General features: G+C 47.2%; 22 protein-coding genes and 1 pseudogene. 15 read left to right on the top strand and 8 right to left on the bottom strand.

Annotated elements, in window-relative coordinates; genetic code table 11:
• The first annotated feature begins 117 nt into the window (after positions 1 to 117).
• The 3 genes from OO017_RS19615 to OO017_RS19605 all read left to right on the top strand — a co-directional run bounded on the left by OO017_RS19615 (position 118) and on the right by OO017_RS19605 (position 4,912).
• Positions 118 to 636: a D-glycero-alpha-D-manno-heptose-1,7-bisphosphate 7-phosphatase gene (locus OO017_RS19615; RefSeq protein ID WP_266054407.1), complete on the top strand. Its 519-nt coding sequence runs from the start codon at positions 118 to 120 to the stop codon at positions 634 to 636.
• 231 nt (positions 637 to 867) lie between these two features.
• Complete coding sequence (locus OO017_RS19610; RefSeq protein ID WP_266054406.1) at positions 868 to 2,232, top strand: vanadium-dependent haloperoxidase; 1,365 nt, start codon at positions 868 to 870, stop codon at positions 2,230 to 2,232.
• A gap of 214 nt (positions 2,233 to 2,446) precedes the next feature.
• The gene (locus OO017_RS19605; protein ID WP_266054405.1) at positions 2,447 to 4,912 is read left to right on the top strand and encodes a TonB-dependent receptor; all 2,466 of its coding nucleotides are present in this window, start codon (positions 2,447 to 2,449) and stop codon (positions 4,910 to 4,912) included.
• 22 nt (positions 4,913 to 4,934) lie between these two features.
• Here the strand turns inward: OO017_RS19605 and OO017_RS19600 are convergent, their stop codons facing one another.
• Both OO017_RS19600 and OO017_RS19595 read right to left on the bottom strand, forming a co-directional pair.
• On the bottom strand, positions 4,935 to 5,663 hold the full coding sequence (locus OO017_RS19600) for a LytR/AlgR family response regulator transcription factor (protein ID WP_266054404.1): 729 nt from the start codon (positions 5,661 to 5,663) through the stop codon (positions 4,935 to 4,937).
• A gap of 2 nt (positions 5,664 to 5,665) precedes the next feature.
• Positions 5,666 to 6,730: a sensor histidine kinase gene (locus OO017_RS19595; RefSeq protein WP_266054403.1), complete on the bottom strand. Its 1,065-nt coding sequence runs from the start codon at positions 6,728 to 6,730 to the stop codon at positions 5,666 to 5,668.
• A 653-nt stretch (positions 6,731 to 7,383) separates the two neighbouring features.
• On the opposite strand from OO017_RS19595, the gene OO017_RS19590 reads away from it, so the two are divergent.
• From OO017_RS19590 to OO017_RS19575, 4 genes are all read left to right on the top strand, one after another.
• Positions 7,384 to 7,818 carry a hypothetical protein gene (locus OO017_RS19590; RefSeq protein WP_266054402.1) on the top strand — a complete coding sequence of 145 codons (435 nt, stop codon included), beginning with the start codon at positions 7,384 to 7,386 and terminating at the stop codon, positions 7,816 to 7,818.
• 90 nt (positions 7,819 to 7,908) lie between these two features.
• Positions 7,909 to 8,724, top strand: coding sequence for a hypothetical protein (locus OO017_RS19585; protein ID WP_266054401.1), 816 nt, complete (start codon positions 7,909 to 7,911; stop codon positions 8,722 to 8,724).
• A gap of 173 nt (positions 8,725 to 8,897) precedes the next feature.
• Entirely contained in the window at positions 8,898 to 9,650 is a 753-nt protein-coding gene (locus tag OO017_RS19580) for a YqjF family protein (protein WP_266054400.1), read from the top strand.
• Positions 9,647 to 10,321 carry a hypothetical protein gene (locus OO017_RS19575; protein ID WP_266054399.1) on the top strand — a complete coding sequence of 225 codons (675 nt, stop codon included), beginning with the start codon at positions 9,647 to 9,649 and terminating at the stop codon, positions 10,319 to 10,321. The genes OO017_RS19580 and OO017_RS19575 overlap by 4 nt, the downstream gene beginning before the upstream one ends.
• A 119-nt stretch (positions 10,322 to 10,440) precedes the next feature.
• On the opposite strand, the gene OO017_RS19570 is transcribed toward OO017_RS19575, so the two are convergent.
• The gene (locus OO017_RS19570) at positions 10,441 to 10,608 is read right to left on the bottom strand and encodes a hypothetical protein (protein ID WP_266054398.1); all 168 of its coding nucleotides are present in this window, start codon (positions 10,606 to 10,608) and stop codon (positions 10,441 to 10,443) included.
• Between the two features lie 86 nt (positions 10,609 to 10,694).
• Positions 10,695 to 12,089: a type III PLP-dependent enzyme domain-containing protein gene (locus OO017_RS19565; protein ID WP_266054397.1), complete on the bottom strand. Its 1,395-nt coding sequence runs from the start codon at positions 12,087 to 12,089 to the stop codon at positions 10,695 to 10,697.
• An 80-nt stretch (positions 12,090 to 12,169) separates the two neighbouring features.
• Here OO017_RS19565 and rocF point away from each other — a divergent pair, with 80 nt between their 5' ends.
• The 4 genes from rocF (at position 12,170) to OO017_RS19545 (ending at position 16,707) form a co-directional block, all read left to right on the top strand.
• Complete coding sequence (rocF, locus tag OO017_RS19560) at positions 12,170 to 13,141, top strand: arginase (protein ID WP_266054396.1); 972 nt, start codon at positions 12,170 to 12,172, stop codon at positions 13,139 to 13,141.
• Positions 13,141 to 14,931, top strand: a complete 1,791-nt coding sequence (gene argS / locus OO017_RS19555; protein ID WP_266054395.1) for an arginine--tRNA ligase — start codon at positions 13,141 to 13,143, stop codon at positions 14,929 to 14,931. The genes rocF and argS overlap by 1 nt, the downstream gene beginning before the upstream one ends.
• 182 nt (positions 14,932 to 15,113) lie before the next feature.
• The gene (locus OO017_RS19550) at positions 15,114 to 15,710 is read left to right on the top strand and encodes a glutathione peroxidase (protein ID WP_439651335.1); all 597 of its coding nucleotides are present in this window, start codon (positions 15,114 to 15,116) and stop codon (positions 15,708 to 15,710) included.
• Positions 15,711 to 15,771: 61 nt separating this feature from the next.
• On the top strand, positions 15,772 to 16,707 hold the full coding sequence (locus OO017_RS19545; RefSeq protein ID WP_266054394.1) for a 1,4-dihydroxy-2-naphthoate polyprenyltransferase: 936 nt from the start codon (positions 15,772 to 15,774) through the stop codon (positions 16,705 to 16,707).
• A 386-nt stretch (positions 16,708 to 17,093) separates the two neighbouring features.
• On the opposite strand, the gene OO017_RS19540 is transcribed toward OO017_RS19545, so the two are convergent.
• Both OO017_RS19540 and OO017_RS19535 read right to left on the bottom strand, forming a co-directional pair.
• Positions 17,094 to 19,745, bottom strand: a complete 2,652-nt coding sequence (locus OO017_RS19540) for a cation-translocating P-type ATPase (RefSeq protein ID WP_266054393.1) — start codon at positions 19,743 to 19,745, stop codon at positions 17,094 to 17,096.
• Positions 19,746 to 19,936: 191 nt separating this feature from the next.
• A complete protein-coding gene (locus OO017_RS19535; RefSeq protein ID WP_266054392.1) occupies positions 19,937 to 20,596 on the bottom strand; it encodes an AbiU2 domain-containing protein in 660 nt (219 codons plus the stop codon).
• Between the two features lie 272 nt (positions 20,597 to 20,868).
• Between OO017_RS19535 and OO017_RS19530 the strand changes: the two genes are divergently transcribed.
• The 3 genes and pseudogenes from OO017_RS19530 (at position 20,869) to OO017_RS19520 (ending at position 21,891) form a co-directional block, all read left to right on the top strand.
• Positions 20,869 to 21,039, top strand: a complete 171-nt coding sequence (locus OO017_RS19530) for a hypothetical protein (protein WP_266054391.1) — start codon at positions 20,869 to 20,871, stop codon at positions 21,037 to 21,039.
• 27 nt (positions 21,040 to 21,066) lie between these two features.
• A pseudogene (locus OO017_RS19525) lies at positions 21,067 to 21,357 on the top strand (IS110 family transposase); the annotation flags it as partial.
• Between the two features lie 102 nt (positions 21,358 to 21,459).
• Positions 21,460 to 21,891, top strand: a complete 432-nt coding sequence (locus OO017_RS19520) for a transposase (RefSeq protein WP_266054427.1) — start codon at positions 21,460 to 21,462, stop codon at positions 21,889 to 21,891.
• A gap of 78 nt (positions 21,892 to 21,969) precedes the next feature.
• On the opposite strand, the gene OO017_RS19515 is transcribed toward OO017_RS19520, so the two are convergent.
• Together OO017_RS19515 and OO017_RS19510 are read right to left on the bottom strand one after the other, a co-directional pair.
• Entirely contained in the window at positions 21,970 to 22,422 is a 453-nt protein-coding gene (locus OO017_RS19515) for a hypothetical protein (protein ID WP_266054390.1), read from the bottom strand.
• Between the two features lie 90 nt (positions 22,423 to 22,512).
• Positions 22,513 to 23,085, bottom strand: a complete 573-nt coding sequence (locus tag OO017_RS19510; protein ID WP_266054389.1) for a hypothetical protein — start codon at positions 23,083 to 23,085, stop codon at positions 22,513 to 22,515.
• A 156-nt stretch (positions 23,086 to 23,241) separates the two neighbouring features.
• On the opposite strand from OO017_RS19510, the gene OO017_RS19505 reads away from it, so the two are divergent.
• The coding region (locus OO017_RS19505) for a hypothetical protein (protein WP_266054388.1) at positions 23,242 to 23,469 on the top strand (228 nt) is incomplete at its 3' end.

The raw sequence follows: 23,469 nt of genomic DNA, 5'->3' as shown, positions 1-23,469 counted from the left end.
TTTTTATACTATGATGCCTCTATTTAAGTGGCTGGCCAGCCTTGGCCGAGGCTAAGGCTTACTTTCTTAAACGTTTTAATGTGTAAATTAGCGCCTCACCCACACAAACTATACCACATGCAGCAGCAAAAGTGCGTTTTTCTGGACCGCGACGGCGTGTTGAACCGCGAACGAGGCGACTATACGTATGCTTTGGAAGATTTTGAAGTGCTGCCCCGTGTGCCTGAGGCGCTTAGGTTGTTGAAGAAGAACGGCTATCTGCTGATAGTGGTTACAAACCAGGGGGGCGTGGCCAAAGGATTGTACCAAAAATCGGATGTGCTGGCCTGCCACCAAAAGCTGCAGGGCTCCTGCGAGTCCCTGATCGACGCCCACTACATGGCACCCGGCCACCCCAATTACTCGGCCTCCCTCTCGCGCAAACCCGACAGCCTGATGCTGGAACGTGCTATTGCTAAGTATAACATAGACCCCGACCAAAGCTGGATGGTGGGCGACTCCCTCCGCGACCTGGAAGCGGCCGGAAAAGTGGGGGTGAAAGGCATTTTGGTGGGCGATAAGTATGAGCCCGGCGCGCATGTATGGCAGCTGACAGATTTGTGGGAGGCGGCGCAGTTTATACTATCTGAGCAGTAACTATTAGCTATAATTCTGATCTTGCTCTTCGCCTAAGGCGCCTTTTCACAATAGCATATCATTTCAAGTATAGGCAATTTTACCAGGATTATGATTGAAATTGTGACTCATCTTCAACGCCTTAGTCGACGTTAATCGATTGTTTAGCTTATAGAAACCGCCCTATACCGACGATAAAATTTACGATCTGTTTTTCATGTTAGATTTGGTTAAATCAAATTAATCAAGGTTATGAAAACAGCTATTAAAATTTTAAGTGGTCTTTTGCTTCTTGTGAGCCTGGGATCATGCGAAAAGGATGAACTCGACTCCATCGATGTAAGTCCTGCAATGTCAGCCGATGTTCAGGGTGTGCAGAACTTTAACAACGGCATGATTAACTCCTACAGCAGTGAGGTCGTTCTTCAATGGAACGAGTTTCTGAGTCAAACTATCGATAATAGCATGCCACTGCCAGCGGAGGCTAAGATCTATGCCATGGTCACGTTGGCGATGCATGATGCTTTAAACAATGTAGTTCCCAAATACGAGACCTACGCACTTGACAATTCAGGAGTCGATGCCGGGGATGTTTCAAAGAAGAACATTCATGCTATTGCCGATGCTGCCGTTTCGCAGGCAGCGCGGGATATGTTTGCCCAGCTTGTTTCAGGGTCCACAGCCGCCGCCGATGCAAAATTAAACGAGGTTCTTGCCAGTATTGAAGATTCAGACCTCAAAACCCAGGGCATTACTATTGGCAAAGCCGCAGCAGCAGCCGTACTGGCCAAAAGGGCAAATGATTTCGAGCTAAGCTTTGTGCCATATGCTGGGGGTACTGCACCGGGAGAATATCAGGCTAATTTTGAGCCCTTCATAAATATGGCCTACGCTCCCAATATGGGGGAACTTACCCCTTTCGGTATACGATCAGGAGATCAGTTCAGGGATGAAGCACCGTATCCTTTAAATTCCAGTGAATATCTGGCCGATTATAATGAGGTCAAGTCCCTTGGCTGTGATGATTGTCCTTTAAGAACTGAAGAACAAACCGAGATTGGCGTCTTCTGGATTGAGAGTAACGCAAGTTCCATGAATAGGATGGCCAGAGCCTTAATTGAGGACAGAAAACTGGATGGTTGGGAAGCTGCAAGGTTACTAGGTCTTGTTGAAATGGCTGTAGTTGACGCCTATATAGCATCTTTTGAGGGAAAGGCTTACTACAAATTCTGGAGACCAGTTTCAGCTATCAGAGCCGGAGACGTTGACGGGGTTGATGCTACCGTGGGAGATACTAACTGGAAATCTAGTTTCCCTACTCCACCAACAGCGGAGTTCCCTTCTACGCACGCTTATGCCGGAGGTGCTGCCGCAGCGGTTTTTAAATCCTATTTTAAAACTGACCATGTTAATATGTATGTTACCAGCCCCTACCGTCGTCCTGGAGTTGAACGCCACCTTAGCAGCTTCTCGCAAATGGCCTATGAGAACGCTATATCCAGAATCTATATAGGTTATCATTTTAGACACGCTGTAGTAGTAGGCGAAAGACAGGGAAAAGAGCTTGGAGAATACGTTTACCAGAACAATTTGAGAGAACTTAAAAAGGTGCTTTAAATTTTAGTGCTTTTCTATGATAGTCCGGCCTTCTAAAGGCCGGACTATTGCTATTTAAAACCACTAACTCTTCCAGAGTTTATATTAATAAATTACAAAGTATAATTTGTGACTATTATATTATTAAATAGAATTATTTTGTTTGAAAATCGTATTGAATAAAGTGCTCAACCTTTGAGTTTTTGATTAGTTGCTCAGCCTAAGAAATACTACTATGAAAACAGTTTACTTATTTTTGCTTTTACTCGGCGCTGTACAGACAACATTGCATGGAGAAAGTGGCTTTACAGGTCAGGTAGTGGATAAGTTCGGCATCGCAGTTCCCAACGCGACTATTTACATTGAATCTGTTAACAGAGGACAAATATCCAATTCCGACGGGTATTTCCTGATAACACTTAAAGCGGGAGAATACCAGGTCCAGGTTTCAGCTATTGGCTTTGCAACTCAGATCTTACCCGTTACTGTCACCGATCAAGTTTCAGATTTAGGAAAAATCGTATTACAGCACTCCAATGAAGTGATTGATGAAATCGTAATTTCCAGTTCCAGAATACAGGAAAAAATTACCAAGGCACCAGCTACCGTTGATATTATTACGGCCTCACAATTTGAAAATATAACAGGAAGCCCGGAGGAACTATTTGCCTTACAAAAGGGAGTTGATTTTAGCAGGATCGGGAATTTCTGGGGCAGTATAAGTATAAGAGGGTTTAACTCAGCATTTAACCAAAAAATGCTTATCCTGGATGATAATCGGATAGCTCATGTTAGAATACGGACGCCTGTTGGTCCTTTGAGCCCATTCATAAAAGAAGACATAGAAAAAGTAGAGATTGTGCTAGGTCCGTCCTCTGCGCTGTATGGCCCGAATAGCCTGAACGGTGTATTCTATACTGTTTCAAAATCGCCATTCAAGTATAAAGGCACAGAAGCTGTGATTGGGGCTGGTTCTAATATTTACTATAACTTAAGACTACGCCATGCCAACGCCATAAAAGATAAATGGGCTTATAAAGTTACTACCGAATATCTGCGGGGAGCAGAGGAAAAATGGACTGATTCGGTTTATCTCGCTTCTTCTACACCAGGCGAGTTTGTGGGCAAAGCTGAAGTTGGCGTAGACAGGGACGTGTCGTTTTTTAAAACGCTGCTCGGTTTATACTTTAAGCCAAGGCCCAACACAGAATTTGGATTGAACTATGCACTTAATCTGAGTAACAGTATTTCGGTTGGCAATGCCGGAAGGAATAACCTGAAAGACTGGAACAATTCGAGTCTGCAGGTAACCTATAAATCTCCCCATTGGTACGGCCAGTTTTACAGGACGTGGATCAAACTGGACAGATCTGTAAACCTTCTAACCCGTACGACTAATTATTATACTTTGATCAATCAGAGCCAATCTCCGGAAGAGGCTTTACAGAACTCCTTGGCCGGACCTCAAAAAGCCAGCATTGAAGAGGATTCGTACAGAAATAACGCCGAGGTGCAAGGTAATTACTCTTGGAAGAATTTTGACGTTGTGGCAGGGGCGCAATATCAAAAGGAGCATGCGTTTAGTAACAACACGTATCTGCTCGATGGGGATGGAGCCATAGAGTTAGAACAATTCGGTTTATACGGGCAGATAAGTTATAAACCAGAGAAAACCGGCCTTGAGTTTCTGTTAACAGCACGAGGCGATGAGCATAGTTTGTATGGCTTTAATTTCCTGCCCAAAGCAGGTGTGCTTTATACTTCTAAACCAGGTACTTTGAGATTAACTTATGGCGAAGGGTATTCTACACCAACACTCATTAACACGCATATGAGCTTGGGTGGTGGTGTGGTATTAGGCAATAGTGACGGTTTTACCCTTTCTGATGGTTCGAAAATAGACCCAATCCGGCCAGAAAAGATTAAAACGCTGGAGGTGGGTTATAAGACAATTCTACTTGATCGGAAATTATTCCTGGATACAGACGCCTATTACAACTGGTCAAAAAATATGATCAGTCCGGTCTTTAATATTGTGCCAATGGGAACTTCAGGTGGACCCGTGGTAACTCATCGTGGAAACAGGCCCATAAGTGATTTTACTCATGGCGTGGCACCCGGAAGACTACCTGCAGGGGCTGTGATAAACACGAATGTTAATTTTGGAGAGGTTGAAACTTACGGATTTGATATAGGCCTGAATTACTACTTTTCAAACTACTACAATCTTACTTTAAACTACTCTTATTTTGATTATAGACTGGATAAAAATGATATGCAAAACGATGGGAATCAGGATGGGAAAGTGACAGATAACGACCTATCTGTAAATACACCAAAGCATAAAATCAGTTCGGCGATTAATGTGAAATACAGAAAATTTTACGGCACTCTATTTACCCGCTGGGTTCAGAAGTATGATTTCTTCTCCGGCAGAAACGTGTCGGCCGCAACAAGTCCTGAAACCATTTTCAACGGCACCTCAGTTATTGAAGGCCAGAGGGTAGGAACACAATGGAATTATGGGCAGTTGGGCGGCTTCTTCTTAAGTATGAATGGAAACTATCAGCTTACAAAACGCTTTAACCTGGGAGCCTATATTAACAACCTTTTGGGCAGAGGGAATTATGAGTTCATCACTACTGCTCCTACTGAAACCACATTCGGAGCTGAGTTAAAAGTGACTATTACCAAAGATTAACCTGTTTTATACCATTCCGAATTCACCTTTCAGCCACACCATCTGGTAAATTTGAATTGTTTGGAGTTAGTTTCAGGAATGCATTGGTAAAGCTTTTTCCAATTGGTAATTCTATCCTGCCGATCTCCACATCGGTTTTAGTGAAGGCTGTGATTTTATCAACCGAAACGATATAAGACCTGTGGATCCTTAGAAACTGGTTTCCGGGCAACATTTCTTCCACATGGTTCAGGGTAATCTTAACCCTCAGTTCCGGTGCGTCCTCCATATGTATAACTACATAATCCTTGAAGCTCTCGATATACTGTATATCCTTCAGGAAGACTTTGATCATTTTTCTGTCGGCCCTGAAATAAACAAAACTGACCGCGGAAGCAGCAGGTTCGGGTAAAGAATAGTTGAGCTGAAGTGCCTTATTGACTGCTTTTAGAAACCTCTCAAAAGATATGGGCTTAAGCAGATAATCAACCGCGTCAAGCTCGAAAGCTTCAATGGCAAAGTCCTTATGCGCCGTAGTAAAAATTACTTTTGGAGGATGGGATAATGTTCTGAGCAGTTCCGTGCCTATAAGTTTTGGCATGTGTATGTCCAGAAAGATCAGGTCAACTCTCTCCTTCGAAAGCAGGTTCAATGCTTCAAAAGCATTTTTACATGTCCCAGAGACTTCCAATTGCGGAACCGATTCGATAAATTTTTTAAGAACCTTAATTGCCGGGGGTTCATCATCAACAATGATACATCTGCAAGCCATGGTTAAACTGTTCTAACTAATTGTAACTGATCTGCATATTGCTCTTCAAGCAGTTCTAATTGAAGCACAAGGTTTATCACGTAAACCTCCTCCAGTTTCTGGATATCCAGTTTATACTTTCCCTTGTACAGAATTTCAAGCCTCTTCATTACATTTCGCAGGCCAAGCCCACCGGGAGCCGCCGGATTTGCCTCTTCTAGTGGGTCAATACTATTGATAAGCTTAAAATTCATGACTGAGTCCTCTAGTGCGAGATCTAAGCTTATCCAGCATTGATCGATCTGTTTGCTTGTTCCGTGTTTGAATGCGTTTTCGAGAAAAGGGAGCAGCAAAAGCGGCGCTATCTGATATCTTTCTGTATCTCCCGTAATGCTTACCGATATTTCCAGCCTATCGCCATAACGCAGCTTTTCCAGGGAGATATAATGCAGCAGCAGGTCTATCTCTTTTGCCAATGCGATTCTGGGGGAGTTGCTTTCATAAATCATAAACCTTAGCAACTCAGATAGCTTTAAAACGATTTCCGGTGATTTAGGTGAAAACTCAAGCGTATGCGAATAAAGGTTATTGAGTGTGTTGAACAGAAAATGGGGGTGAAGCTGGGCCTTCAACAGTTTAAGCTCGGCAACCGTTCGCTGCTGTTCTGCCTCCAAGGTTTGCCTTCTTTGCACATACCAGTATTTAAGAAGTTTGATAGAGGTAGCAATACCGGCAACGTGAACGAAGGGCAGGATATTCCTGCCTACTGAAAAACTTGCCCCCTGAAGCCGTGGATCTGAGAGAACTGAAAGCTGTGCTACAACGGTGTATGCTCCGCAAAGAGCGACTAAGATTATTACTCCTAAAAAGAATTGCCAGTATTTTCTATGCAAAAGGAATCTAGGTACTAAAAAATACAGCAGGCTATAGACCATGATTATATGGCCCGGAAGAAAGAATAGAGCATTGTAAATGGATTTCATAGGATCAATACCTAACCCAAACCCCCAGGCAAAGTACAGGACGATCAGTATCCAGAAGAGGATATGCAGGCCAATGGTTTTAAGTATACTGCCCACATTATTCATTGAAGCGATGTTCTGAAATTAATCGTAAAAAATATGATCAAACAAGCCGGAGAGTAACTCTACAAGTAGTTCATGCTTTACTTGATGTTATTGTAGTAATATTGTTTTTTATTTAATTAAAATAATAAGTATTTGATGCTGATTTGATATAACATTTTGTACTAAATATGATGATCTGTATAGGCTTTAACTATATGTAAATCAATTATTTAAATAAGTGTTGATTAGATCTTAGACTTTTGGCCTTTAAGTAAAGTATATAATTATATAGTAAGGTATTTATAACTGACTTCGAAGCTTTAATAAGTTTGAAGGTGTGAATAACTATAACATAGACCCTACCCAAAGCTGGATGGTAGGCGACTCCCTGCGCGACCTGGAAGCGGCCTGAAAAGTGGGGGTGAAAGGCATTTTGGTGGGCGATAAGTATGAATCTGGCGCGCATGTATGGCAGCTGACAGATTTGTGGGAGGCGGCGCAGTTTATACTTGCCAAGGCGGCTGTAGAAGTATAGGAATCTTCTGATGTTTTAGCTATACTTACTTAGTGCCAGAGAGTAGCTAAACTGACAAGTATAACTCGCCACATAGTGCTGATAGTAGGAGTAGGTATTACTGTTATATAGTAATTTGGCGGTAACTTATAATTATAGAATGAAGAAGAGATACAGGATATTGATTTTTATAGGATGTCTTCTGCTTGTAGGCTATACCTTCTATCCTGATTCTTTACCTCCACGAACTCCTATAAAGGTTGCAAGACTTGTAAGTGGTCTAAAAATGCCAGAAGGTATAAAGTTTGTAATGCTTCAAGATGACTGGGCACTAAACGGAGACGGAACAACACATGTCAAAGCCAAACTTACAAACAAGCAGCTAAGCGAGCTTGTTCGTCAGGCAACTGAAAAAAACTACAATGCTCTGCCCGTTCTGGAAAAATCTTCTGAGCTCTTCATACCAGAAGGCATTGCTGATATAGAGAAGGGGTATTACAAACTTGAAATAGATGAAAATGACCCAAGAGATTATACTCTTTCTATCATTGACTCAAATAAAAAAGAAATGACGGTGTACATCTGGTTCATGTAAAATAAGAATAGCAGCCGCCAACAAGGCGCAGAACTTATGCTCGTCTTCGCTTCGCCCATCGGCTGCACAAACACCGTTGCACTACAACTTATGAAAACACTCTTCTTAATATTTGCCCTTCTGCTTGCAATCCCTATGGTATATGCTCAAGATGATAAAATAGAAGAGTCTTGGGTAAAGGAAGATTCTGTTTTCATTTCCAGCTATATAACAGCTTACAAAGCGAACCCGCTCAAGATAGAAGCATACTTACAACCTGATAAGAAACTAAGGGATGACTTAGGTTTTGGTTACTTTTCAATTGAAGGAAGTATGGGCAAAGGTTATGTAACTGTATTTTATCAACTAATTTACTTTCAGGATAAGTTGGTAAGCTATAGGCTCAGTCCTCAAATGCCTAGGGATGGCAGGTTAACGCAAAGGTACAAGAGACTTTACTCTGCCCTTTACCGGTTCGACGAGAACGATAAGGCTCAAGACCTGTACTTCAACTTTAAAGAAATGGCGAAACCACTGGATAACTTTACCAGAGAGCCATCCACAAGAGCTTTGGCTTATCTTATGACCCCATTCTCTGGAGTAGTTTATGGGCTTCGTGGTGGAGAAGCTTCAAGTATACTAGATAACAGAGCCGCCTTCAATTTTGTGCAAAGCAAGCTTACCCCCGAAGATTACCTCATGTTACTCTACAGTAAAAACCCAGCAACAAGGCTGACAGCTGCTGAATATTACTATAGGAAACCCATAAAACTTGAGAAGTATAAAACTGAGATAGAAAACAGAATCAAAACAATATACGCAGAGCTTCCGCAGACACAAACAATGTATGGCTGTATTTTAACAACCGACGAATCGAAGAAGCTTGTTGATTTCTATGTTAAAGAAGCAAAGAACCACAACAAGTAGCACACGGCACCTGCTCCATATTCGGCGTAGCGTCGTTTGCAGCTTGTGATTGACGTCTCCCACACCGAGAAAAGTCTGAACCAACAGAAAACAGCAGGAAAACAGGCAACAGTTTAAAGCAAAGGCTCTAGCAGCTAATTACTAATTATCCAGATAACACTTAGCACAAACCTATGAGCTTCCTGAAAGCAGAATGGCGAAAGCTGGCGATTGCAAACTATAAAGTGGATCCTTCGCTCTTAGCCGGATACCTCCCGTACGGCACCGAACTGGACCTCTGGAACGGTAGGTGCTATGCGAGCCTGGTGGGCTTTATGTTTGTGAACACCCGTTTGCTGAACTGCAGAATCCCGTTCCATGTGAATTTTGAGGAGGTGAACCTGCGGTTTTATGTAAAGCGGCTGGAGCGGGGCGAGTGGAAGCGGGGCGTGGTGTTCATCAAGGAGATTGTGCCGAAGCCGGCCTTAACCTTCGTGGCCAACACCATCTACAACGAGAACTACGAGACGATGCCCATGAAGCACCGTTGGGAGGAAACGGAGGGCGAGCGGCTGGTGGCGTACAGCTGGAGAAATAACTCCCGGTGGCAGACTTTTAGCGTTAGGGCAAGCAAAGAGGCCACAGCGATTGCCACAGGCAGCGAAACAGAGTTTATAACCGAGCACTACTGGGGCTACGCCAGGGTTAGCGACACCAGGACAAACGAGTACGAGGTGACGCACCCAAGGTGGAATGCCTACACTGTGCTGGATTATACTATTACGGTTGATTTTGGGGAAGTATACGGCCAAGGTTTTAGCTTCCTGAACAACCAGGAGCCGGCATCGGTAATGCTGGCAGAAGGTTCTGAAATTACCGTCGAGAATAAGCAATGTATAGACCAGCGGCTTGCCCAAAAAGCTGCAAAACTCTCAAAGAAAGTATGAACAGGTTTATACTTCCTCTTTGCTGCTGCCTCCTGTCCAGCAGCCTCCCCAGCCATGCACAGGTAGCTGCTGCTGGTAACCTTTCTGAAAAGTATAAAAACCTGGAGATAATCGGGGAAGCAGCCGGCGACCTGGACAGGGACGGCATACCGGAGAAGGTGGTTGTTTATAACACAGATCGGGAAACGGATGAAGGCTACGTACGTGTGTTACACATCTACAAAAAGAAAGGCGAAGACTGGGAAGTATGGCAAGCCTCTGAAAATGCTATATTGAAGAGTGAGGAGGGTGGCATGATGAGAGACCCTTTTGGGCTAGTGGAAATAATAAATGGTGTACTGAATATCTACCACTCCGGCGGGAGTAGCTGGAAGTGGAGCGAAATCCATAAGTATAGATTTCAGCATGGTGCGTTTTACCTGATCGGCGTCACCAGCTATTATGGCAAGCCCTGCGAGTATGTTTCCAGTTTCGACTATAACTTGTCCGCTGGCAAGGCAAAGTATAAAAAGGCGTACGAGGAGTGCAGAACCGATGGGGAACAGCTGCTATCACGGGTAGAAGAGGAAGACTTCACGCATGAATTAGCCGAGCTGCCTACGCTGCAAACCATTAGCTTTGGGACCAATAAAGTGGTATCGCCTAAGCTGCAGGCTGAGGTGTACTTTTAACCCTTTTCACCAAAGTATAAAACTGTACTTTGGCAAGAACACCGGGGCCCACAAAAACAAAAAAACCGACTCAAGGCCGGTTTTATATGTATGGTTTAGTCTTTAAGCGTGGGGGAGTGTTAGATAACGGCTTTCTCAGTAGCCACTTCATTAGCTGATGCAGTTACTGCTGCTTTTTCCTGTGCCGGAGTCTCTACGGTTGCGTAGTTGTACGCCGGGCAATACGTTTTGCAAGAGGCCATGCCCATTGCCAGGCACAAGCTACCTAATAGAATAACTTTCTTCATGATAGTATATGTTGAAGGATTTAGAACCAAAAATAGTATAAATACTTTAAAAGCAAAAAAAGAGTTTCAAAAATATAGGGAGCTGCCTATACTTCGTATCCCAGGATTTTCATCATCGCTTCGCTGGTTTGCTCCGGGGCGAACTGCCAGGTTTTTAGCTCACCATTCTCGTCTTTATCGATCAGAATATGTTGTGGCGATGGAATCAGGCAGTGTTTGATGCCGCCGTAGCCGCTCAGCTGCTCCTGGTAAGCACCCGTGTGGAAGAAGCCAATGTATAGCGGCTCACCTTTCGGGATCTTTGGCAGGAATACCTGGAAAGAGTGCATTTCCGAATTGTAATAATCCTGGCTATCGCAGGTCATTCCGCCTATTTGTATCTTACGGTATTCCTTGTCCCAATGATTCACTGCCAATAAAGGCCAGCGCTGGTTCAGGGCCCAGGCATCCGGCAGGTTCGTGATAAACGAGCCATCAATCATGTACCACAGCTCCTTATCGTTCTGCAGCTTCTCGTCAAGTATAGAGTAGATATTGGCCGCGCTCTCGCCCACGGTAAAGATGCCAAACTCCGTGAAGATGTTCGGCTCCGGCACGCCCTCCTCATTACAGATGCGCTTGATGGTGCGCAGGATCTCCTCGGTCATGTAGCGGTAGTCGTACTCCGCCTGGATGGAGGTTTTGATCGGAAAGCCACCGCCGATGTCGATCGTGTCCAGCTCAGGGCACACTTTCTTCACCTCGGCATACTTGTGCACGAAGCGGCTAAGCTCCGACCAGTAGTAGGAGGTATCCTTAATGCCTGTGTTGATGAAGTAGTGCAGCATCTTCAGCTCAAACCTGTCGTCCGGCTTTATCTGCTGCTCATACAGGTCGATCACATCGTTGTAGCGCACACCCAGGCGCGACGTATAAAACTCAAACTTCGGCTCTTCGTCTGAGGCCAGGCGAATGCCCACCTTGGCCTTCACCTTCACGTGCTCCTTGTAGTAGTCTATCTCGCCCAGGTGGTCGAGAATCGGCATACAGTTCACGAAGCCGTTGTTAATGTGCTCCGTTATGTGCTGGCGGTAGCGCTCGCGCTTAAAGCCGTTGCACACAATGTAGGTATTCTTATCGATCTTACCCTTCTTGTAGAGCGCCTTAATGATCTCCATGTCATACCCTGACGAAGTCTCGATGTGCACGCCGTTTTTCAGGGCCTCCTCCATCACAAAAGAGAAGTGAGAGGCCTTGGTGCAGTAGCAGTAAGTATAAGTGCCTTTGTAATCAAGCTTTTGCATACTTTCGTTGAACAGGCGCTTGGCCTTCTGTATCTGCGAGCCAATCTTAGGCAGGTAAGTCAGTTTTAGCGGAGTGCCGTATTGCTTAATGATATCCATTAACGGAATCCCATTAAACAGCAACTCATTGTTTTCTACCGTAAATTCTTCAGTAGGGAAATCGAATGTTTGGTGGATCAGATCAGTGTATTTATCCATTCTGTTGGTTGGGGGGAATTAAGAAAACATGCAATATTGATCGTATTTTACCATCTTTGCAAAAAGTTTGTTCTAAATCTATGAAAAAAGTAAAACTGATAGAAGTCAGGTCTGAGCTGGGGGCCGGAACCCGAGGGGCCAGCATGGGGATAGAAGCGTTGCGCGTAGCCTGCTGGGACAAAGGTTCTGACTACTTCAAACGGTTTAACTCTGTCAGCGTACCAGATCTGAACTATACTTTGTTTGATAAGGATGTCTTCCCGAACGCACACCGCATCGACAGCATCCTGACCGTGCAAAAGAACATTGCCAACACCGTAGAGCAAACCATTAACATGGGCATGTTCCCGCTGGTGCTGGCCGGTGATCATTCTAACGCACACGGAACCATTGCTGGTATAAAAGCCGCCTATCCGGATAAAACTTTGGGCGTAATCTGGATCGACGCGCATGCCGATATCCACTCGCCTTATACTTCGCCGTCGGGCAATGTGCATGGCATGCCGCTGGCCATGGCCCTAAACGTGGATAACCTGGAGCGCCAGATCAACGACCCGGCACCGGAAACCGTTTTCTTCTGGAACTCGCTTAAGAAACTGGGTTTTGACGGGCCTAAGCTGAAGCCGGAGCACCTGGTATACATTGTGGTGCGCGACACCGAGGAGCCGGAGGATTTCTTCATCGCCAAAAATGGCATCAAGAACTTTACTTACGACGAGGTGAACAAGAAAGGAATCCCGCAGGTAGCCCAGGAGGCGCTCGACCGCCTGAAGGACTGCGATATCATCTATGTCTCGTTCGACGTAGACAGCCTTGACTCCAAGTTCTCCAAAGGTACCGGCACCCCTGTGGAAACCGGGCTCACCGTAACGCAGGCCAAGGAGCTTAATTATCTGCTGTTGCAGGACCCACGCGTGGTGTGTTACGAGATGACAGAGATCAACCCGACACTGGACACCGAAAATACCATGGCCGAGAACGCCTTCGATATACTGGAAGCCGCCACCGAAGCCATTTTACACCGAGAATCTAAAAGTACAGCCATACAGTAATGCAATTACAAAACGCCATTAGCCAAAGCATCAGCCAGGCGCTGCATGCCTTGTTCGGAATCACTGTTGATGCCTCTTCCATAGCGCTGCAACCTACCCGCAAGGAGTTTGCCGGCTCGTTTACCTTCGTTACCTTCCCCTACACCAAGCAGGTGGGCAAGGGCCCTGAGCAGATAGGCCAGGCGCTGGGCGAGTACCTGAAAGAGCACGCAAAAGAAATCAAAGACTTTAACGTGGTGAAGGGCTTCCTGAACCTGGAGGTGGAGGAGCGGGAGTGGCTGCGATTGTTCCGTGGCATGATGGCGGATGCAACTTATGGCCATGCCGAGCCGAGCGGTCGCAACGTGATGGTGGAGTACTCCTCGCCAAACACTAACAAGCCGCTGCACCTGGGTCACCTGCGCAACAACTTCCTGGGCTACTCTGTAGCTGAGATCCTGAAAGCCAACGGGCATGAGGTGATGAAGGTGAACCTGGTGAATGACCGCGGCATCCACATCTGTAAATCGATGCTGGCTTATGAGAAGCTGGGCCATGACGAGACCCCGGAGACCAGCGGCCTGAAGGGCGACCATTTGGTGGGCAAGTACTATGTGCTGTTTGACAGGGCCTACAAAGAGCAGATCGATGCGCTGGTGGAGCAGGGTATGGACAAGGAGGAGGCTAAGAAGAAAGCCCCTTGGATGCTGGAGGCGCAGGATATGCTGCTGAAGTGGGAGCAGGGCGACGCGCACGTGGTGAGCCTTTGGAAAACCATGAACAGCTGGGTGTACGCCGGTTTTGATGAGACCTACCGCACCATCGGTGTGGATTTCGATAAATTCTACTACGAGTCCGGAACCTATACTTTAGGCAAGGAGCTGGTAGAGGAAGGCCTGCTGAAAGAGGTGTTCTTTAAGAAGGAGAACGGCTCTGTGTGGGTAGACCTGACCGGTGAAGGCCTAGACGAGAAATTGTTGCTGCGCGGCGATGGAACCTCCGTGTACATTACGCAGGACCTGGGCACGGCCCAACTCAAGTATGACGACTTCCCGTACGACCAGTCGGTGTACGTGGTGGCCGACGAGCAGAACTACCACTTCCAGGTGCTGAAAGCGGCCCTGAAAAAGCTGGGCAAACCTTACGCGGAGGGCATTTACCACCTGTCTTACGGCATGGTGGACCTACCTTCGGGCAAGATGAAGTCGCGTGAGGGTACGGTGGTGGATGCCGATGAGCTGGTGCAGGAGATGATCGACACGGCCCGTCAGCAAACCGAGGAGTTGGGTAAGATAGAGGGCTTCACGCCGGAGCAGGCACAGGAGCTGTACCATACCTTGGCCATGGGCGCTCTGAAGTACTTCCTGCTGAAAGTGGACCCGAAGAAGCGCATGCTCTTTAACCCGCAGGAGTCTATTGACTTCCGTGGCAACACAGGCCCGTTTGTGCAGTACACGCACGCCCGTATCTCGGCCATACTTCGCAAGGCCGGGGAGATGGGCATTAAATATGAGCCAGCCTCCTTCGATAACTTTGAGAACCTGCACGAGGTGGAGCAGGAGGTAATCACGCAGTTGGTGAACTTCCCGGCGGTGGTGAGAGAGGCGGGCAACCTGTACGCGCCTTCTGTAATCGCCAACTACGCCTACGAGCTGGCCAAGGCCTATAACCGTTTCTACCAGGAGATCTCCATCTTCAACGAGACGGATGAGCAGGCCCGTAGCTTCCGTATCGCCCTGTCGGCCATGGTGGCCCGCTTTGTGCGCGAAAGCATGAAGCTATTGGGCATCGAGGTGCCGGAGCGTATGTAAGACCGGTGATTTAAAAGATTAAATTGATTGATGGAATTTCTGCACATAACGCAGGTATAGCGATAGCGTAAATGCGGCGTGCACAGGCAGAGACGCAAAATATTGCGTCTCTGCTTTATACAAACACAGATTCCAAAACAAAAAGTATAGACTGCTGTTACTGAAAAGTTAATCAAACCTAAATGAACAAGAGAATTGCTTTCCTAAGTATGATGGCCGCTGCGGTAACATTTGTTGCCTGCAAAGAGCCAAATCAAGCAACCAAATCAACGGAAACTATGGCTACAGAAACAGCAAACAATGCAACAACTACAAGCGACTTCTATACTTTCAAGATGGAGTCGCTAGATGGGCAGGAGATTGACTTTTCAAAGTATAAAGGCAAAAAGGTGCTGCTGGTGAACACCGCCTCGGAATGCGGCTACACCCCGCAGTACGAAGGCCTTCAGAAGCTGCACGAAACGCATGGCAACGAAGTGGTTATACTTGGCTTCCCGGCTAACAACTTCGGGGGGCAGGAGCCAGGCTCTAACGAGGAGATCGCCACTTTCTGCCAGAAGAACTATGGCGTCACCTTCCAGATGTTCGATAAAATCTCTGTAAAAGGGGAGGACCAGCACCCGCTTTATACCTGGCTGTCGCAGAATGCCCCGAACAACGAGGAGCCAGGCTGGAACTTCTGCAAGTACCTCGTAGACGAAAACGGCAAGGTGATGGCTTTTTATCCATCCAAAGTAAAACCGATGGATGAGGAATTGCTAACCGCCATCAAGCAGTAAGTATAACAGTGATTTTGCGTGGCGCAGTCGTTTGCCTGTGCCGGAATTTAGTTTTTATACTTTGAATACATCACAACACACAAATACCCAAAATCCAGGTCTGGTGAAGGCCTGGATTTCGGCTTTTAGGCCACGTACCCTTCCGCTGGCGCTATCCTGCATTGGCATGGGCGGCTTTATGGCGGCCGCCAACGGCGTATTCGACGCCACGGTGGTTGGCCTTTGCGTGCTCACCACGCTGTTTCTGCAGATACTCTCCAACCTGGCCAACGACTACGGCGACTCGAAGCACGGCGCCGATAGCGAGCACCGCGAGGGGCCGATGCGGGCAGTGCAGGCGGGACACATCCAGGCGGAGCACATGAAAAAGGGCATGGCTGTATTCAGCCTTCTCTCGCTGGTGTCTGGGTTGCTGTTGCTTTGGGTTGCCTTCGGCGCAGAGGGCTTGCTGCTGTTTTTGGCGTTCCTGGTGCTGGGGCTGGCTTCCATCTGGGCGGCTATCAACTACACAGCCGGCGACAAGCCCTACGGCTACGCCGGCCTGGGCGATATTTTCGTGTTTGTTTTCTTCGGACTGGTGGGCGTGCTGGGCACTTATTTTCTGCAGGCGCAGGCACTGCAGCCACTGGTTATACTTCCGGCGCTTATCTGCGGCTTCTTCTCCACGGCGGTGCTCAACGTAAACAACATCCGCGACATTAGCTCGGATACCCTGGCCGGCAAGCGCTCTATACCTGTGCGCCTGGGCCCGAAAAGGGCTCGCGTATACCATCTGCTGCTGCTGGCCGGCGGTGTGCTCAGTGCCTTCGGCTATGTGCTGCTGAACTATGAGAGCCCCTGGCAGTTCCTGTTTATACTTGCGCTGCCGCTGGTTGTGGTAAACGGCCTTAATGTGTGGCGCAAGCAAACCAGTAAAGAGCTGGATCCATACCTAAAACAAATGGCGATGACCACGCTACTGTTCGTGCTTTTGTTTGGGATAGGGCAGGTGGTGTAGGTATTTAAGGGTACAGGATAGTTTTCCTGCATAAGATTTTCTTTCCCCTATCCACTCCGAAGAGGGGAATTATCCAACCACCCCTGCCCCTCCTTGACCAAGGAGGGGAGTTCTGCCGAAGCTTCGTCAGCCGTGGCTATCGAAAACTGATCGCAGTCTTCACGTTGAGCGCCTTGTGAGATCAGGTGCCCGAAGGGCAGCGCCCCCGGCGCATGAGGGGACACAGCGCGATGCGGGAAGACGAGGCCTCCCGGCCTTGAGGGCACCAAAGCCGGAGATGCAACATTAGACAAGTAAGACTGAGGATAATCGGTAGCAGAAAAGGATAGCTTGCTTCAAGTCAAAGTAAGCATCAACTACAATGTATAAACCTTACCCTCTCTACCTCATTCCCTCGCTCGCAGGTATACTTTAAACAGTTCATTAAGCACGAGCGGTACCACCCCAAGTATAATCACTGTTACCCAACCCCTGAAATCCAGCATCTGCAGGTTAAACGCCTGCTGCATAACGGGCACACCAATAATCACCAACTGCAGCAGCAGACCCAACACAATAGCACCAATCAGGAACCTGTTAGAGAAAACCCCGACCTGGAAAATGGATTTAGTAGGGTGGCGCAGGGCCAGCGAGTAGTATAATTGGCATGCCACTAATGTCATGAACGCGATGGTCCTGGCATTCTCCAGCGTTTCTACCGGTACGGCATCATCGAAGGGGCTGAAGCCGTGTTCATAGTAGCCATACCAGAAACCGAAAATCGTTAACCCCCCGATGAGCAGGCCGCCCCCAATGGCACGCATGCCTGCGCCACCTGCAAAAAAGCTCTCGTCGGGAGCGCGCGGTTGCTGCTTCATCACGTCAGGATCGGAGGGGTCCATACCCAGGGCAATGGCGGGCAAAGTGTCCGTCAGCAGGTTTATCCACAGCAGTTGCGTAGCTATCAGCGGTGCCTCCCAGCCTATAAACAGCGTGATGAACATGGCCACCACCTCACCCAGGTTACAGGTTAGCAGAAAGAGCACCGCCTTGCGGATGTTGTTGTAAATATTTCTTCCCTGCTCTATGGCAGAGACAATGGTAGCAAAGTTATCATCGGTCAGGATCATGTCGGAGGCGCCTTTGGCTACGTCGGTACCGGTGATGCCCATGGCCACGCCAATGTCGGCAGCCTGTAGCGAGGGGGCATCGTTTACGCCATCCCCGGTCATCGACACAATATTGCCATTAGACTTGAGCGCATGCACTATCTTGACCTTGTGCTCCGGAGATACCCGGGCAAATACACGAAAGTTATTTACCCTGTCGCGAAAGACTTCCTTTGGCAACTCATCAACCTCCTGGCCAGTAGTTACCTGCCCGGGGTTGTCGGTTATACCCAGCTCGCGGGCAATGGCATAGGCGGTGTTCTTATGGTCGCCTGTGATCATGATGGAGGTGATGCCGGCGTTCCGGGCCTTGTCCACAGAAGCCTTTACTTCCTCCCGGGGAGGGTCTATCATTCCTGCCAGCCCCAGCAGGATGAGGTCTTTCTCCATTTCCTGAGGAGCTATCACTGCATCAACGGGCCTGTAAGCCACCCCCAGGGTACGCAGTGCCTGTCCCGACATACTTTCCGTGGCGTTTACATATCGCTGCCTGTGCTCCTCGGTAAGTGGCACCACCTGTCCCTTCTCCCGGGTGTGGGTGCAGATGGTCAGCAGGTTGTCGATAGCGCCCTTGGTATAAACGGTGTAGTGGCCGTCCTCCTCTATCAGGGTTGACATGAGCTTGCGCTCCGAGTCGAAAGCGTACTCATTTTGGCGTTTGCTTGTGGCGGAAAGGGCCTCCCGATCTAGGCCCAGGTCATCCCCCAGCATCAGTAGGGCTATCTCTGTCGGGTCGCCGGTGCCTTCCTCCTTATCGGTGTCATAAGTGGCGTCTGAACAGAGGATGAATGCCTTTGCCAGCAACGTAGCATCAGCGGAGGCTGTGTTTTGCTCCCCGTGCTCTACCGTTACCTCACCGTCCAGGTTAAAGTATTTCACCACCTTCATCTTGTTCTGGGTGAGGGTGCCGGTTTTATCGGAGCAAACGATATTGACGGAGCCAAGCGTTTCCACGGCCGGAAGCCGCCGTATAATGGCGTTGCGTTTTGACATGCTGGTAACGCCGATCGAGAGCACGATGGCCACAATGGCGGCCAGGCCTTCTGGAATGGACGCCACCGCCAGCGATACCGAGATCAGAAACATTTCGGCCAGGTCGCGGCCCTGCAGCAAGGCCACCACAAAAATGAGCACGCAGATACCAATGGCCAGCTTGCCCAGCATTTTGCCCAGATGGTCCAGGCGTTCCTCTAGCGGAGTTTTGGGCTCCACCTCTTCGCCGATGATGCTGGCGATCTTGCCCACCTCGGTTTGCATGCCGGTTGCCACCACAAGCGCGGTGCCCCGGCCATAGGTAACCAGCGTGGACATGAAAACAGAGTTACTCCGGTCGCCAAGGGGAATTTGCGACTCCAGGAGCGCTGTCGCGTCTTTAGCCGTGGGCACAGACTCTCCGGTAAGCGATGATTCCTCTACCTGCAGGTTGGGTGCATCAAGCAAGCGGGCATCGGCTGCAACATACCTGCCGGTATCAAGTATGAGGATGTCGCCGGGCACGATATTTTCGGTATCTATTTCCTTTACAATGCCCTCGCGACGTACCAAGGCTTTAGGGGAGGATATTTTCTGGAGCGCCTCGATGGCATTGCCGGCCTTTACCTCCTGCACCACGCCAAGTACGGCATTCAGTATAACCACTGCCATAATAATGATGCTGTCGATATACTCGCCCATGAACAGGGTGATTACCACGGCCACTAGCAACACATAGATAAGCCAGTCCTGCAACTGCTCAATAAACAGTTGGAAGACACTTTTCCTCTTTTTCTCTTTCAGCGTGTTGGGGCCATACTTTTGCAGCCTGGCTTTCGCTTCCTCTTCCGATAGTCCGCGTGCGGGGTCGGGGCTGAGTTCGGCAATAACCTCTTCTATTGGTTTGGAATACCACATATCTAACAAGTAAGTGCTGCCATTGGGCCAGGGAAAGTATAGGAGGTTATACTTGGGGCAGGGGCAGAAAGATAGTAAGTATGGCTAATACTGAGAGAATAATTTTCTTCACTTGATGGTTTTTGTTACAATCAACGTTCTCGTACAGGCTATGAGCAAGGCATCAGCCGAAGCTTAAAGCCTTTGCCGTGTTAGGTTTTGGTAATTTTTCTTATTCTCTCCTTCTCATCCCATTCCATAGACTCATTACAGTGGAATAAAACGTAATTTATATTCCAGTCTTCAGCCGTGATGTAAGCCTGTTGGAAGAAGGTTTTAAGCCAAAAATCATTAAATGCATTGGTAAGAAAATCACATAGCTCTTTTAGTTCATCCAAGGTTACAGCTTTTACTTGGTTATCTGTGCCTTTATGAGCATAGATGTTATTTCTAAGCTCAATTACTTTACTTATCAATTCAGCCTTATCATCAAATGATGATTTTAGTTGGCTTGCAAAGGACTTTAATTCAGCTCTGTCCTTACAAACCAAAGTAGATGTATTTGATAGTATGTTTAAATGGTTCTTTAAGTCAGGAGTGTATTTGTTATTAATCAGCTTATTACAGACTTTAGTAAAGCTTCTTTCTTCAGTGTCCTTTATCAGCTTGTAGAACTGGATTATTGAGATAAACTTTAACTGGTACCAATGGTGCTGAAAGAACCCATGTCTTTTAATTTGCTCTTCATACTCATATTTGTCAACCCATAACCTCTCCATATTATTGATGGAAATATGAATATCGACTATAATATTCCATACATCGGAGAACCACGACTTCAACTCTTCAAGACTGATTTGGTTGTCCTTCATTTTTTAATTTTTATTACACCTAACCTTTAGATTAGCGCTATATCATTTTTCTAATAGCTATACTTTCCTATTACCAGGTATTGAAGTAACTTCTACCTATACCTGAAGAGCAGCCAGTGAACTACTCGCTAACAAGGCGAAATTCCTACAGTCCGAATCAGTCTGGCTGCTTTTACTTTTAATTGCAGGCGAGGAGTCATATAGATTTTAGGGACTTTGGGCCCACGATAAAGGTTTCGATTCGCAGCTAGCCTTAACTAATGCTAAAAGATATGGAAAAGCCAATGCAACCGCAAGTCTCCCCTTTTATCCTGGGCATCGATGTGTCCAAGGACAGCCTGGACGTGTGCCTGGTCAGAAGAGGCGATGGTGTCCTGCATCACCAGAAGTTCAACAACAACAGAGAGGGCTTCCAGCGGATGAAGGCCTGGATGAAGCAGTAGGGATGCGAGGCGGGATCTGACACCCTCTGCTGCATGGAGCACACGGGCAAGTACACAAGGCAGCTAGTGCACTACCTGCTGGCAAGAGAGGTAAACGTGTGGCTGGAGAGCGCCCTGCAGATAAAAAGGAGCATTGGCATGGTCAGGGGAAAGGATGACAAGGTGGACGCGCAAAGGATCGCCCGCTATGCCCTTCTGCACCAGCAGGAGGCCCAGTGCCTCTCGCTCTCGGGCGTGACGCTGGAAAGGCTGAAGGATTTGCAGGCAAGCAGAAACAGGCTCATCAAGGCGCTCAAAAGCATCAAGGGCACCATCAAGGAGCTGCTGCAGATAGACCCTGTGTCTGGCAAAACGCTGGAGCAGGTCAACAGGAAAGCCATCAGGGGCTTAGAGAAGAGCAAGGAGCAGGTAGAGGAAAAGATGCAGCAGTTCATCGCAAAGGACGGTGAGCTGAAGCGGAAGTATGACCTGCTGACAAGCGTCAAAGGCGTGGGAAAAGTACTTGCCATCTCGCTGTTGGTCTACACCCAGGGCTTCTCCAGGATGGAGGACGGGCGCAAGCTGGCCTGCTACTGCGGGGTGGCTCCCTTTGAGTACCGCAGCGGCACGAGCGTGATGGGCAAGACGGGTGTGTCGAAGTTCGCCAACAAAGAACTAAAGCAGGTGCTGCACATGGCGGCCCTGAGCAGTATCCGCAACAACGGGGAGATGAGGACCTACTTCGAGCGGAAAGTCGGGGAAGGCAAGAGCAAGATGAGCGTCCTGAACGCTGTCAGGAACAAGCTGCTGCACCAGGCAGTGGCCGTCGTCAAGAGGGGAACGCCTTATGAGGTGAGATTGAACAATATTTAGAGCAAAGCGCTTGTTTTAGTCATAGATTTCGGATTAGTACATAAAGCGAGCGATGCGTAGCATAGCTTATGTATTGGGTTAGGCAAAGTGGTTTTTTACTTTTTCTCTGCTCAAATACCTAATAAGCAGAACGATAGGAAAAGACCATAATAAAGCTCCGAACGCTTGCTCTACACCAAACTCTCCTTTGTCAAAAGGGTTGTAGGGAGCAATGAAAATTGCCTGATACCAGAGGCTAATCAAGTAGAGCACTGCGAAAACTTGCGCTAAGACTCTTGCCCAATTTTTATAGAGCGTGATGAAAATTCCTGCAACAAAGAATCCCAAGCCTAAAGCTAAAGATACGACAGCGACAGGCTTTGCGTAGGAAAGCATATGACTCTCATATGGTACTTCTTCAAATTCACTCGCTCCCTCAGCTATAAGGTCCACCAGGTAAAATAATCCAATAAGGCTGGATATGATAATAAGAGATGAGACTACAATAAGCACTATTCCCACTGTTCTTATTGACTTCAAATTGTCATTCATACTTTGCTATCTTGGCTAACGGTTTCGGACAGGCAGTGGGTGAGGCATTGGCCGAACATGATGCCTGTGCCTTGTTGGGCAATGTAATTTTTAATTTTCTATAATTTCGAAGCTATATTCCTCTCTTTGATTCTTATTTCTTGTGAAAAGAATTTTATTACCCTTGATTACCATTTCTTTTGGTACAAATGAATCTTTTCCACCGTCAAGAATTATAGTGTCTCCTCTTAGAATATACTTACCAAAGTAACTTTTGCTGCTTAACATTCCCGATGAGGTTAATCTATAGTGTTCTTGCCAAAGGGTTAAGTCATTTCTTCCAAAGTCACTAATAAATTCAGCTTCTAATTTCATCTTGCCAAAAAAGTATCCGTCACGATACAAGTATATAAGTGAAAATGCCCCAACTATAATTAGATTTAGGAGCAACAATGATAATCTCATCTTTCTCCATTTTAATGCTGAAATTACAAGTACAGCCAATAAAGAGAGAAAGTAAACAAAGCCGCTAATTATACTTATTATTCCTCCAAGAAATGAAAGCCAATCGCTATTGATAATCGAGATGCAGTAACCAAAGCTGAAAATCAAACCAATGGCTGAAACAGTTTTCCACTCTGATGATTTCAATTTCTTGTTTTCATTATCTCTCAACTCAATCATTCATACTTCTTGATTACCATCAACGAAATGGTCTAGCAGACGCTTTGGCTTGTCAGGCTTGCGAGGGTGTTTGCTAGGGTGTGTTGGCCGGGGTTGTTTTTCCCTATTTTCTCCCGGCACTGCGATGTAAAAATAAGGGAAAAGCAACCCGGATGGTTGGGTTATTTTCTCCTTTTAAACTCCTTCTCGAGTGGCGCTTTAGCCGGCGGCAATGCCGTTAATGGCGGGCTATTAGCGACGTTGCCAGAGGCGTCAGGCTCCGGGCTGGCCACCATCAAAAGAAAAACCAATCCTATCATTGGCCTCTCTATTGCCGGGCAACCCTCTGTAAAAGAGCCACCTGCCGAAGTTATGCTCTTGACTTTGTCATTTCCCAACCATAAC

Origin of the sequence: Pontibacter anaerobius, assembly GCF_026241195.1 — a bacterium.
Taxonomy (GTDB): Bacteria; Bacteroidota; Bacteroidia; order Cytophagales; family Hymenobacteraceae; genus Pontibacter; species Pontibacter anaerobius.
This window is presented reverse-complemented; position numbering and strand designations above follow the sequence as displayed.